The 14,055-nt window shown below is 45.6% G+C and carries 8 protein-coding genes; 6 read left to right on the plus strand and 2 right to left on the minus strand.

The window, feature by feature from the left end:
* Together ACP2WE_RS19885 and ispF are read right to left on the minus strand one after the other, a co-directional pair.
* Complete coding sequence (locus ACP2WE_RS19885) at nucleotides 1-1,827, minus strand: ABC transporter substrate-binding protein (protein ID WP_425217283.1); 1,827 nt, start codon at nucleotides 1,825-1,827, stop codon at nucleotides 1-3.
* A 39-nt stretch (nucleotides 1,828-1,866) separates the two neighbouring features.
* A complete protein-coding gene (ispF, locus tag ACP2WE_RS19890) occupies nucleotides 1,867-2,343 on the minus strand; it encodes a 2-C-methyl-D-erythritol 2,4-cyclodiphosphate synthase (protein WP_425217284.1) in 477 nt (158 codons plus the stop codon).
* Nucleotides 2,344-2,426: 83 nt separating this feature from the next.
* Between ispF and ACP2WE_RS19895 the strand changes: the two genes are divergently transcribed.
* The 6 genes from ACP2WE_RS19895 (at nucleotide 2,427) to ACP2WE_RS19920 (ending at nucleotide 14,037) form a co-directional block, all read left to right on the plus strand.
* Nucleotides 2,427-3,764, plus strand: a complete 1,338-nt coding sequence (locus tag ACP2WE_RS19895) for a hybrid sensor histidine kinase/response regulator (RefSeq protein WP_425217285.1) — start codon at nucleotides 2,427-2,429, stop codon at nucleotides 3,762-3,764.
* A gap of 38 nt (nucleotides 3,765-3,802) precedes the next feature.
* The gene (locus ACP2WE_RS19900) at nucleotides 3,803-4,969 is read left to right on the plus strand and encodes a homocysteine biosynthesis protein (RefSeq protein WP_425217286.1); all 1,167 of its coding nucleotides are present in this window, start codon (nucleotides 3,803-3,805) and stop codon (nucleotides 4,967-4,969) included.
* Between the two features lies 1 nt (nucleotide 4,970).
* Nucleotides 4,971-6,287 (plus strand): leucine-rich repeat domain-containing protein, encoded by a 1,317-nt coding sequence (locus ACP2WE_RS19905; RefSeq protein ID WP_425217287.1) that lies wholly within the window; start codon nucleotides 4,971-4,973, stop codon nucleotides 6,285-6,287.
* Nucleotides 6,288-6,381: 94 nt separating this feature from the next.
* Nucleotides 6,382-7,401: a galactose-1-phosphate uridylyltransferase gene (gene galT / locus ACP2WE_RS19910; RefSeq protein WP_425217288.1), complete on the plus strand. Its 1,020-nt coding sequence runs from the start codon at nucleotides 6,382-6,384 to the stop codon at nucleotides 7,399-7,401.
* A gap of 347 nt (nucleotides 7,402-7,748) precedes the next feature.
* Nucleotides 7,749-12,197, plus strand: a complete 4,449-nt coding sequence (locus ACP2WE_RS19915; RefSeq protein ID WP_425217289.1) for a PAS domain S-box protein — start codon at nucleotides 7,749-7,751, stop codon at nucleotides 12,195-12,197.
* A gap of 46 nt (nucleotides 12,198-12,243) precedes the next feature.
* Nucleotides 12,244-14,037: an EAL domain-containing response regulator gene (locus ACP2WE_RS19920; RefSeq protein WP_425217290.1), complete on the plus strand. Its 1,794-nt coding sequence runs from the start codon at nucleotides 12,244-12,246 to the stop codon at nucleotides 14,035-14,037.
* Nucleotides 14,038-14,055 lie beyond the last annotated feature (18 nt).

A 14,055-nucleotide genomic window follows, 5' to 3' on the forward strand; every position in this document is an offset into this window, starting at 1 on the left:
CTATTCAGTCAATTTCAACTCTTCAAGATTCCATAATGCGCCACCGATCGCAGTAGGTTTAACGCCTTGGACGCGATCGCGTATGGCAACAAGAGAAAGCGGTGTGACTAAATGAATCAAAGGAAGTTGTTCTTGGACTAACTGCTGAAACTGAGCGTAGACGGCTTTACGTTTATATTCTTTAATCTCTTGAGAAGCCTTGATCATTAAATCTTGGATTTCTTGTTCCCAAGGGGCAATCTCTCGCCCTGGATAGCTTGGTTCATCAGGACTTGGCCCTTTGTTAAACATGTGCAACTCGCCATCCGTAGCCCAGAGGTTGATACTGCCATGGGGTTCAACACCCCCAGTAAAGCCGAGAATAATTGCATCCCATTGTTTGGAATTGTCGAGCTTATCAACCAGAATGTTAAAGTCAATACCTGTAAAGTCTACAGCGATGCCAATCTTATCTAAGTCATTCTTGATCTGCGTGCCGACTTGTCCGCGCACGGGGTTGCTCCCTGAGTTAGTCAGTAAGGTAAATCGGACTGGATTGCCCTGAGCATCCTGTAGCTTGTTCTCAGAATCGTAGCGAAATCCTGCTTGCAGTAAAAGTTCTTTGGCTTTTTGCGGGTCGTAGTTATAGGTTTTTAGTCCATCTTTTTCTGATAAGAAGTAAGGACTAGGAACAGAGATGGGAGAGTTTTGGGTTGCGCCCAAACCGCGATAGGTATTGGTAATCATCGTCTGCCGATCGATCGCATAGGCGATCGCCCGACGGAAGTTGACATCGTTAAACCATTTTGCCTTCATTGGTTCCACAAAGGGCTGATTGGTTTTCGGATCGCGCCCTTTATTTAGGTTAAACATCACAAACAGTTGACCCGTGGAAGGTCCACCATTATAGATTTTGAACTTATTTCTTTGCTCTTCGCGCTTTAATAGTTGAAAATCCTCTCCACGCAAATTGTAGATATCTAATTCGCGAGAACGAAATTTTAAGAATGCAGTATCTATAGAACCTACGATTTGGTAGATAAATTTTTCAATATAGGGTTTAGGCTGATTCCAATAGTAGGGGTTGGGCTTATAGATAAACCGTTCGCTGGGACGGTATTCGGCAATCGTATAGGCAGCATTGCCGACTAGCTCAGTAACTGGGGTCTTGAGCGTCCATGTTTCTAAGAACTTCGGCCGTTTCTTATCATCTGTTTCTGTAATGGTTTTTCCTAAAATATGTTTTGGTAAAATCCCCGTGCCACCAACCGTTCGTAGAAATGGTGCGAATGGCTCTGATAGACTAAATGCAATGCGGCGATCGTCCAGTTTCTCAATTTTTGGCAGTTCCTTCTTTTTACCCACCTTGAGAATATCTCGACTACTGGTAGGAATCTGCTCGTTAAAAATTACATCTTGGAACGTAAATAGGACATCATCAGCAGTTAAAGGAGCACCATCTGACCATTTCAAATTGGGTCGCAGTGTAAATATGATGCGCAAGCCATCCTCCGACACTTCCCACTTTTCTGCTAACTCAGGCTTCAGCTCAGAAGTTACGCCATCAGAGTTCAGCAAGCCATTAAATACTAAACCTAAGACCTGACTACTTGTCGCATCCCCTACTAAGACTGGGTTAAAAGTTTTTGGATCGCTGAGAATAAAATCGACAAGGCGATTCTTTTCAGGATGCGTATCGCCACTTAAAGTTGAACATCCCATCAAAAAAATAGAGCTAACCGCTGCAATTAACAGCAAAATTAACAACCGCAACGTCGATTTAGAACTTCGCCTCACTCTTTGACGAGGATTAATTCCGATCGCATTTGATTTGGGATATGGCTTCATAAAACAAAAAATAGATAAGACTGGTTGATGATGAATAACTCATTTACATAACAAAACCACAGCATAGGCGGCAATACCTTCTTGTTGCCCCACGGAATCTAAGCCTTCATTGGTTGTTGCCTTGACGCTCACCCGATCGCTGTCTAGACCCAGCACTTCAGCAAGGCGATCGCGCATGGTTTTAATATGGGGCTTTAGTTTGGGTTTTTCGGCAATCACCACCGCATCCAAATTGCCAATTGTCCAGCCCTGCGCCAAAATTAGTTGGTAAACCTGCTGTAACAGCACAATGCTATCTGCCCCAGCCCACTTAGGATCGGTAGGCGGGAAATAATGACCAATATCGCCAAGGGCAAGTGCGCCCAGCATGGCATCCATAATCGCATGGGTCAACACATCAGCATCGCTGTGTCCGAGCAACCCTTTATCGTGGGGAATGGCGATCCCGCCTAAAACCAGGGGGCGATCGCTAACCAAGCGGTGAATGTCATAGCCGTTACCAATGCGTATATTCATGGCTCAAAAGAAAAAATAACCTAGGTGTCCTAAGTGACAAGCATCAGAGATATTATAGGGGCAAGGGATCGGGAAGCATGTAAATGAATAGCAGTAATTCTGGTAGTGGTTCTAGTTATAGATCTAGTTATAAGTCTAGCTACAAGCCTAGCTATATTTCTGGAGCTACTTCTAGCGATAATTCAAATTGTGCTGATGAGATCGAGCCGATTTTTTTAGAAGGAACCGTGATGGTGGTGGATGACAACCCCACCAATCTGGGTGTTTTGGTCAATTTGCTCAGAGAAACAGGGCTCAAGGTTTTGGTTGCTACGGACGGTGAAGCAGCGATCGAGCAAATTCAACATGCCCAGCCTGACCTAGTTTTACTGGATGTGATGATGCCCGGCATTGATGGCTTTGAGGTCTGCGGACTTCTAAAAAGCAAAGTGGGTACGCAGGATATTCCCATTATTTTTATGACGGCTCTATCTGAAACAATCGATAAGGTCAAAGGCTTCAATATGGGAGCTGTAGACTATATCACCAAACCATTTGAGCAAGAAGAAGTTTTGGTGCGAATTAAAACCCATCTCACGATTCAAAACTTACGAAAGACTTTACAGGCACAAAATCTGTCCCTACAGCAGGAAATCAGCGATCGCAAACGGGCTGAAGAAGCTTTAAAGATTTTTTTGCACGCAGTCTCTCACGATCTACGCAATCCTGTCACAGGCATGACCATGGTGCTAAACAACTTACTCGACACCGAGTCATCTGAGGTAAAGCTACCCCGTTCCACTTTAATTCGAATGTCACAAAGTAGCGAGCGGCAACTCGGACTGATTAATTCTCTCTTAGAATCCCATGTCAACGATGTCCAAGGCGTGATCTTGCATCGAAAAGCCTGTAACCTATCCGAAGTCTTAGGCGGGGCGCTTCACGATCTCGAACCTTTATTGCAAAAAGAAGAAGCGATCGTGATGAATCAATTGCCACCCGATCTACCCTTAGTCGATGTGGATGGCAATCAAGTTTGCCGTGTCTTTCAGAACTTAATCAGTAATGCAATTAAGCATAATCCTCCTAGCCTACAGCTAACCATTTATGCCAAAGCAATTCTCGACAAGACACCACCTGACCCTGCTGAGGACAGCACAGAATCTGAGTCACCAGTTTTTACCCCTCATATTCATTGTGTCGTCGAAGATAATGGTGTCGGCATGACTCTCGAACAGTGCGATCATCTATTTGAACTCTACGTGCAAGGAAAACAAAGTCGGCGATCGCTTGGTCTAGGACTAGGGCTTTATCTCTGTCGCCAAATTGTCACAGCCCACGGTGGCGAAATTGGTGTAGAGAGCACGCCCAAAGTTGGCTCTAAGTTTTGGTTTACTTTGCCTATTGCTTTAAGCTCTCAGCCGTCAGCGCTCAGTTCTTAATTCTCAGTTTTGCTTTTTACCTTTTACCTTCTCACGCTATGCCCCAAACGATCGCTGATATCAATGCCAAGATTGCCGCACAGACTGTCAAAGTGCTCACTGCCACCGAACTTAAAGCCCTCGTTGCCGAGGTTGGGGTCAAACAAGCTGCCAAACAAGTTGATGTGATTACCACAGGTACGTTTGAGCCGATGGAATCTTCGGGGGCAATCATCAACTTAGGGCATACCGATCCACCGATTAAAATTCGCTCTTGCTGGATCGATGGGGTTCCTGCTTACGCTGGGTTTGGTGCAGTCGATCTATATTTAGGCGCAACCCAAGAAGCCGACGCCAGTGATGATATCGCACTCAACCGTGGGGGTGGTCACGCGATCGCCGATCTAATCGCAGGCAAAGAAGTATCCCTGCGCGCCATCGGGCATCCCAATGATTGCTATCCCAAAGCCTCGTTTGAAACTACGATTACCAAAGATAGTATTAACCAGTTCTATTTATTTAACCCCCGCAATCTCTATCAAAACTTTATCGTGGGGATCAATGGCGGTGAAAATACGCTCTATACCTACTTAGGTCCCTTACAACCTCGTTTAGCTAATGCGGTTTACTCAAATCCTGGGGCAATCTCTCCCCTGTGGAACGACCCCGATCTTCAGCTCATTGGCATTGGCACAAAAATCTTTATGGGCGGCGGAATTGGCTATATTGCTTGGGAAGGAACGCAACATTTCCCCTTGCAAAAACGTCTGGAAAATCGCACGCCGATTGGGCCTGCTGCCACCCTCGCGCTGATTGGTGACGCTAAGCAAATGACTGCTGAATGGGTGAGAGGTTGCTATTTCCGCAATTATGGGGCTTCGCTGATGTTGGGTGTAGGAGTGCCGCTTCCTGTGATTGATGCAGAGGTGGTGGCAAGAGCGGCGGTCATGGATGACCATCTGGTTGCGCCTGTGATTGATTTCTCCATACCGAGACGGGTACGCCCTACCTTTGGTTCGGTCAGCTATGCCCAACTCAAATCAGGTAAGATTACGATTGAGGGAACGACTGTCAAAACTGCTCCTCTTGCCAGTATTTACTTATCTGAGAAAGTGGCTACTACCTTGAAGGATTGGATTGTTGCAGGAAAATTTACACTGACCGAACCTGTGGCGTTATTGCCCAGCGATCGCACCTTCGTCCCTCAAGATACGCGAGGCTTTTAACATGAAAATACACAAAAATCTGGGAATACGCTCGATCTCTTATTTTTTATCGCTGACCCTAGGTTCTTTGACATGGGGCACGGCTTTTGTCACCCCAGCGATCGCTCAGACGGATGCGAAACCTGTAACCCCGACAAAACCAATTGAGAAAACCACGTTTAAAGATTGGTGCAACGATCGCCTAAATCTTTCGGTGGAAACTTGGAATACGGTCTATGCAGTTTTAAAAGTGCTCGAAGCCACCAGTTGCGAACAAGCAGAGCAAAAGCTTGCAGTTCGTACAGAGCTGAACCTCAGTGCCAGTCGGATTACAGATTTGCGTCCTCTGAAAAGCTTGGTAAATTTTACTTACCTCGATCTAAATCGCAACCAAATTAGCGATCTTAGCCCATTACAAAATCTCACTGCACTCACAAGTCTTAACCTGAGCTTTAATAAGATTAGCGATCTCAGCCCATTACAACATCTCACTGCGCTGGCGTCGCTTAAGCTTGAGAGCAATCAAATCTACGATCTATTTCCCCTGCCCAGCCTGACAAATCTCACCGAACTCAATCTCGACATTAACCAAATTACCGATTTGGCTTCGTTGCAGAGTTTGGTAAATTTAAAGAAACTCAGTCTTGCCAAAAATCAAATTACCGACCTGAGTTCGCTTCAAGCTCTGACCAAACTGAACGCACTCCAACTCAGTTCCAATCGCATTACCGATGTCAGTCCTCTACAAAGTCTGACTGAGTTAACCACACTCTCTGCGATCGGGAATCGCATTACCGATATTAGTCCTCTGCAAAATCTAACAAAACTTACCAGTTTGCATCTCAGCTTTAACAAGATTAGTGATGTCGGCGCATTAGAAAACCTGTCAGAGCTAACTGGACTTAGCCTGAATAACAATAGCATTCAAGATATCAGTCCTTTAAGCAGGTTGACGAAGTTGACGGGACTGCAAATCAATCAAAACCAAATCCAAGACCTCTCACCGCTAGAAAACTCCACGGCATTAGTTAGCTTAGATGCTAGTAACAACAAGGTTTTTAGCCTCAATCCTCTGACCAATTTAACCAAGCTCACCAACCTCAATCTGAGAAATAATAGAATTTCGGACATCTCTGCCCTATCGGGTCTAAGCGCGCTCAATGCGCTCTATCTCAGTGGGAATGTAGTTCCAGATCTTGGTGCTGTCAGTAATCTGTCTAATCTGACTACGGTAGAACTGACCAATAGCCCCGACTCAATTCCAATTTGTCCGTTTAAACCAGAGTCAATCTGCCGTTTTGGCGCTGAGACGATCGAGAGTCACACAAAGGTCAGATGACAAGCGCCAGAAATCTAGATTGCGCTTCATTGCGATCGCTAACTGACTACAGGACTTCTTTGGTAATCTCGATCGTATGGAGTAGCGTAAACCAATGAGCGGTAGTCACATCCGATTAAATCGAGCCACTCGAGAATGGGTCATCTATTCACCCATTCGTCGCAAACGGCCCCAAGACTTTCAGCCCAAGCAGCCTGAAGTCCCCCCCCTCGAACCAAGGAGCCATCGCTGTCCCTTTTGCATGATGGACACCAACGATCGCGAGGCGATGTTGCTCGAAATACCCAATCTGACTGGAACGAGCTGGCAGACATGCGTTGTGCCCAACAAGTACCCCGCCCTCTCGCCCGATGTAGAGCCCAAGCGATCGATGTCTGGCATTTATATGGAACTGCCGGGTTACGGTCATCACGAGATTGTGATCGAAAGCCCCGAACACGATCAAACCATAGCGACCATGACGATTGAAGCTGTCAGTGCGGTAATCGAGAGCTATCGCCAACGCTATTTAGAATTAATCAAAATCAAGAAAAATCTATTCGTGATGATTTTTCGAAATCACGGAAAAGCTGCTGGGGCTTCCTTACAGCACCCTCACTCGCAGATCATCGCCACGCCCATCGTACCGCGCCGCCAACGCTGGCTAGAGGATGAAGCCCAGCGCTATTTTGATGAATGGGGAACCTGTGCCTATTGCGACATGGTGGAATTTGAGCTTAGCGATCGCCATCGCGTCATTTGCGATAACGAACAGTTCCTAGCTTTTATTCCCTATGCTGCTGAAGTTCCCTTTGAGATTTTGATTTTGCCCAAAGAGCATAATGCCGATTTCGGTACGATTTCTCCTTCTCAAACGATTTCCTTTGCCAAAATTCTCAAAGAAGTGCTTGCAAAGCTGTACGTTAAGCTCAAAAATCCTGCTTACAACTACGCGATCTTAACAGCAGCGCGATACAAAGCCAGCGAACCGCAGTTGCACTGGTACTGTCAAATTCGGCCCCACCTCACAACCCCTGCTGGTTTTGAAATGGGATCGGGCATTAGAATTAATCCTTCGCTACCTGAGGCAGATGCTGCATTTCTGAATGAGATCGAAAATGAAGTTGAAGCCTAGACATTTAGAAGTTCGGGATAAGAGAATCTGAAACGCTATACATCCCAAGGATCCCTCCAGCCTCCCTTGCAAAAGGGGGGAGAATTTATACCAATTTCTCTTGAAATTGCGACAGATCGGGTTTTGTGTTCCGCGCGGAGCGCGGTCTTTTCAAAAAGATGCGTTGCATCACTTTTTGAAAATGGTATTACTTGTCCCCCTTTTGTAAGGAGGCTGCCCTATCGGGCAGGGGGATCAAACTCTTCGGTTCCAACCAGTTGGTTTGCTTTGCTCCAAAGTCCTTAACCCGAATTCACGTTAAAGTAGAATGATTTCAAAGATGTGGAAACTTTAGCCAAAGTAGTCCTATGCGCGATCGCAATCTCCAAGATCCAGTCCTGTCTCGCAAACCCAAAAAGTTAACGCTTCGGTTTATTCTGATCGGTCAGTTCTGCGTTTTGATTGCTGGCATATCAGGACTAGCAGCCTGGCTATCTTGGCGCAGCGAACAAGAGACGATTGCAAATTTGGTCAGTCAACTTCAAGATGAAATCAGCGATCGCATCGGGCAAAAACTAACCTCCTATCTCGAAACTCCGCATCTAATCAACCAGATTAACACCGATGCCATCCAACGGGGAGAGCTAAAACCACAAGATCGAAGTAGCGAACGCTATCTTTGGCGACAGATTCAACTTTTCCCATCAGTCTCTTGGATCTATTATGGCGGCGAAAAGAAGGGGGAATTCATTGGCATCACGCGATTAGAGTCGGAGCGATCGCTACAACTGGCAATTAACCATGGTTTTCAACGCTACTATTACAGCCTAGATCGTCAGGGAAATCGTCTCAACCAGAAAGGGAATCCAGAATTTTATGATGCTCGAACCCGACCTTGGTATCAGGCATCTCTAAAAACTGATAAACCTGTTTGGAGTGAAATTTATCAAGATTCTGTTCTACTCGATCGAGTGATTACTGCCAGTCTTGCTGTCTATGATGCTGCGGGTAATCGCATAGGCGTTTTGGGTGTCGATTTTTCTCTAAAGGATATCCACAAATTCTTAAGCAGCCTAAAAATTGGCAAGTCTGGTCAAGCCTTTATTATTGAGCCTTCAGGGTTAATGGTAGCTAGCTCAGAGGCTGAAACTCCCTATGCGATCGCAAGCGACTCCAAGACAGGTCAACGACTACCGATCGAAGATAGTAGCCAGCCGCTGATTCGCTCCGCAGCTCAGTACCTAGAACGCCAGTTTGGTAGCTTCGAGCAGATTCAGAACGAACAAAAACTGGAGTTTTTTTTAGGCAATCGACGCCAGTTTCTCAGGGTAATCCCTTATCGAGACGCTCGCGGCATTAACTGGCTAATTGCGATCGTCTTACCCGAATCTGATTTCACGGAGCAAATTGATGCGAGGCGACAGGTCACAATTTTTCTCACTTGCTTGGCTCTTGGAGGTGCGATCGCTTTAGGCATTCTCACCACGCGTTATATCAACAAACCCCTGCGGCGTTTGACCTTGGCAAGTCAGGCTCTGGCGAATGGCGATCTCGAGCGGGAAGTTCCCTCTGCTGAGATTGACGAACTCAATATGCTCTCCCAAGCCTTTAACCAAATGGCATTTCAGTTAAAGCAGTCTTTTGCGAAACTAGAGAGCGTCAATCAGGGATTAGAACAACAGGTCGAGGAACGCACTTCAGCATTACGAGCATCAGAGGAACTTTTCTCTAAAATATTCTGGGCTTCTCCATACCCGATCGCGATTTCCAATCGCGCTAACAGACGAGTCGTCAAAGTCAACCAGAGCTACTTGTTTTACACGGGCTATACATTAGAAGAATTGATCGGAAAGAAGGTTGAGGAACTACCCCTTTGGTATAATCTCGAAGATCTAGTTCGTTTTTCTCAAGCTTTAGATGAAAAAGGCGCGTTTTACAACTTTGAATTTAACTATCGCAAGAAATCGCAAGAAATCGCGACAATTCTGGTCTCCGCTGAAATCGTTGAAATCAACGGAGAAGCCTGCGTTCTTTCGCTCCACAATGATATTACCGATCGCAAACAGATAGAAGCCGCTTTAAGCCATAGCGAAGAGCGGTTTAGAACCCTTGTTGCCAACATTCCTGGAATTGTCTATCGTTGTGCCTGTGATGCTGACTGGACGATGGAATTTATTGGTGGTGCGGTTTTAGAAGCAACGGGCTATCCAGTTGAAGATTTTATTGGCAATCAAGTACGAAGTTGGGCAAGCATTATCCATCCAGAAGACCAACAGATGGTGGAACGAATTGTTGGTGAGGGTGTTGCGCTCAAGCAGCCCTATATTCTTGAATACCGCATCATTGATGCTAATGGTGAGATCCGTTGGTTCTATGAAAAAGGGCAAGGGATATTCACGCAAGATGGCAACTTGCTTTGGCTTGATGGCGCGATCTTTGATATTAGCGATCGCAAGCAAGTGGAAGCCAATCTTTTAGAGCGGGTTCACCTATCGATCTTAATGGCAGAACTTGGCTCGATGCAGAGCCATGCTGATTCCTTAGCTGAACTGCTCGATGGTTGTGTTGAATCTCTATGGCGACATTTGAATATTGCCCTCGCCCAAATTTGGACGCTCGATGAAACTGAGAGTGCCTTGGAATTGCAAGCCAGTGCTGGGCTGTATCATATAGAGATGACTCACAGGCACATTCCAGTAGGTCAATACAAGGTCGGTCTAATCGCTCAAGCTCGTCAGCCATACTTGACCAACGATTTGCTCAACGAGCAGAATATTCTTAACAAGGAATGGATGCTACAAGAAAACCTAGTATCATTTGCAGGATATCCCTTGGTGGTAAAGGAACGTATCGTTGGGGTCATGACCGTTTTTGCTCGATACCCATTAAGCGATACAACGCTTAAAGAAATGGAGTCCGTAACCAATGCGATCGCCTTAGGAATCGATCGCAAACAGGCAGAAGCAACCATCCAAGCCGCAAATGCGGAAATGCGCGCACTATTTGCTGCCATGGATGACTTGATCCTCGTTCTCGATTCTGATGGACGGGTGCTCAAAATCCCCTCCACTGAGCGACAACTCGGATTCCGAACTTTTAGTGACATGATTGGCAAGACTCCCGCAGACATTTTCTCTTCAGAACAGGCTAAGCGATTTGCAAGTTCCATTCAACAATGTTTAGAAACCCAAAAAACCTTAAATATTGAGTATAGTCGCCTCAATGCCGATCGTGAAGTTTGGTTAAATGCGAGAATTTCTCCGATCGATGATGAAACAGTAATTTGGGTGGCGCGTGACATCACCGAACGCAAGCAAGCCGAGCAAGATCTCAAACAGGCAAAACAGGCCGCTGAGGCTGCTAGCCAAGCCAAAAGCCAGTTTCTAGCAAACATGAGTCACGAACTGCGGACGCCACTCAATGCCATTCTCGGATTTACGCAACTGATGGCGCGGGATCTATCCCTCAAGGAAAATCATCGTTCTTATCTAAAAATCGTGCATAACAGTGGAGAACATCTACTGGAACTAATCAATGATGTTTTGGATATGGCAAAAATTGAAGCAGGTCGAATTACGCTGAATGAAACGAGTTTCGATCTCTGTCATCTCTTGAATATCCTCGAAGAGATGTTTCAAATCAGAGCTAAGGAGAAAGCATTGCAATTGATTTTTGAGCGATCGCCAACGGTTTCGCAATGGATTATCACGGATGAAGGCAAACTGCGCCAGATTTTAATCAATCTGCTCAGCAATGCGATTAAATTTACCGATCGCGGCACTGTGATGCTATCAATTGAAGCGATCTCCCCCTCGACAGATATAGAATCTCTAAATACCGAAACCAAGACGATGCTGATCTTTGAGGTGGCAGACACAGGTAATGGCATTCCAGCAGATAAGTTAGAACAGGTATTTGAGGCATTTGAACAAACGGAAATCGGCAAACAAGCGATAGAAGGAACTGGCTTAGGATTGCCCATCAGTCGTAAATTTGCGCAATTAATGGGTGGAAAGATCTCAGTCAGAAGTAAGTTAGGCGAGGGTAGCATCTTTCAAGTCTGCCTTCCAGTCGATGTCATCGAAGCAAAAATGCAATCGCCGCGATCGCCCGATTTGCAGGTCGTCGGTTTAGCACCCAACCAACCAGAATATCGTCTTTTAGTGGTGGAAGATCGCTGGCAAAGTCGGTATTTTCTCGTTAAATTACTGGAATCCATTGGCTTTCAAGTGCAGGAGGCAGAGAACGGCGCGCAAGCGATCGCGATCTGGGAACAGTGGCAACCGCACCTAATCTGGATGGATATGCGAATGCCCGTTATGGATGGATACGAAGCGACCAGGCAAATCAAGTCTCACTTAAAAGGTCAAGCCACAGTCATTATCGCTTTAACGGCTAGTGCTTTAGAAGAAGAAAAAGCGATCGTTCTATCCGCTGGTTGCGATGATTTTGTGCGCAAGCCATTTCGAGAAGCGGTAATTTTTGATAAATTGGCAGAATATTTGGGAGTATGCTATTTGTATGAAAACGAAATAAATAAAAACACTAACTTAGAAGAAACAACTGACGCCCCTATATCTGATGCTGACCTAAAAACATACTTATGCCTGATGCCGAATACTTGGATTGAGCAACTCTATCAAGCTGCTACTCTTGCCGATAATGATTTAATTGCCGAATTAATCAAAGCAATTCCTGCAACGAATCATTCTTTAACTCAGGCATTACTCAATCTAATTAATAATTTTTGTTACAATCAAATCATGGTTTTGGCTCAAGAGGCTCTTACCAACAACGAATCAGCGACAAATAACTAGTCAGTTAGGAAGCTTTAGACCAAAACTTTACGGGTGTTAACTAAGAATGGCTAGCAAATATAACGGTGACATCTTAATTGTTGACGATACGCCAAACAACTTACGGTTTTTATCGACAACCTTGACTGAGCAAGGCTATAAAGTACGCAGCGTCATGGAAGGGGCTATGGCATTGACCGTGGCGCAGGCAGCCCAGCCAGATTTAATTTTGCTCGACATTATGATGCCAAATATCGATGGTTATGAAGTTTGCCAACACCTGAAAGCCAACATAAAAACCCGCGATATTCCTGTGATTTTTCTGAGTGCCCTAGATGAAGTATTAGATAAGGTCAAAGCCTTTACTGTGGGCGGTGTTGATTACATCACCAAGCCATTCCAGTTGGAGGAAGTTTTAGCCCGCATTCAAACCCATTTGAGCCTGAGAGCCGCTCAAAAAGAGATTCATCAGCTCAATTCCGAACTCGAACAACGGGTTCGCCAACGAACCTCTCAACTGGAACACGAGATTGCCGAACGCCTGCAAGCGCAAGAGAAGTTGCTGCATGTAGCTCTGCACGATGTCCTCACAGGACTGCCAAATCGAGCCTGGTTTATGAAGTCCTTAGAGCAAATGCTCAAACAGGTCAAGCAGCAGCCCGAGCATCACTTTGCCGTACTTTTTTTAGACTGCGATCGCTTCCAGTCGATCAATGATTCCCTTGGACATCTGGTTGGCGATCAACTGCTGGTTTCCATCTCCCGTCGTATCGAGCTATGTTTGCGCCCTGGCGCGACCTTTTGCCGCCTAGGCGGAGACGAGTTTACAATTCTGCTTAAGGACATTGAGGGTCTTACTGACGCTACCCAAATTGCCAAAGACATCCATCGAGAATTAGCAACACCTTTTCAGCTTGGTGAATACCAAGTATTCACGAATGTCAGTATTGGGATTGTGCTGGGAAGCGAAAGTTACGAACAGCCCGAACATATTTTGCGAGATGCCGATACAGCCATGTACCGAGCTAAGGCAAATGGTAAAGCTTGCTATCAGGTGTTCGAGTCGACGATGCATCAACGCGCCTTTACCAGTTTGCAGTTGGAAACTGACTTGAGAAAAGCCTTGGTAAGGAATGAGTTTGTCACCCATTACCAGCCAATCCTCTCGTTAGCTGACAACCAAATTGTGGGATTTGAAGCACTGGCGCGATGGGTTCACCCAGAGCAAGGACTGATTCCTCCTGGCAAATTTATTCCGATCGCCGAGGAAACTGGGTTAATTATGGCAATTGACCTTTGTATTATGCGCCAAGCCTGTCGCCAACTTCTGATTTGGCAAGATCGAGGTTTAGTCGCTCAGTCTTTAACCATGAGCGTAAATCTTTCGGTCAAGCACTTCATGAGTTTCGATCTATTGGAGCAAATCGATCGTATCCTCCAAGAAACAGGAATCCAAGGTCAGAATTTAAGGCTGGAAATTACAGAAAGTGACATTATGGGCAATGCTGAATTTGCCAGCAAAATCATCGAGCAACTGCAAAATCGGCACATTCAGTTGAGCATTGATGATTTTGGTACGGGTTATTCTTCCTTAAGTTATCTTCATCGTTTGCCGATCGATCGCCTCAAGATCGATCGCTCCTTTGTCATGAGAATTGGTAAAAATGGTGAGAATACTGAAATTATTCGGGCGATCGTGGCATTAGCTAAAAGTCTGGGTCTGAGTACGACAGCCGAGGGCATAGAAACTCAGGAGCAGTTAACACAGATCAAAGAATTAGATTGCGGATTTGGGCAAGGGTTTCTGTTTTCCAAACCTCTGGATGCTGAAGCGATCGGAAAAATGTTAGAACCTGTTTGAGAAGGCAGGAGATTTCTG

This window comes from Tumidithrix helvetica PCC 7403, assembly GCF_965232925.1.
Taxonomy (GTDB): domain Bacteria; phylum Cyanobacteriota; class Cyanobacteriia; order Pseudanabaenales; family Pseudanabaenaceae; genus Tumidithrix; species Tumidithrix helvetica.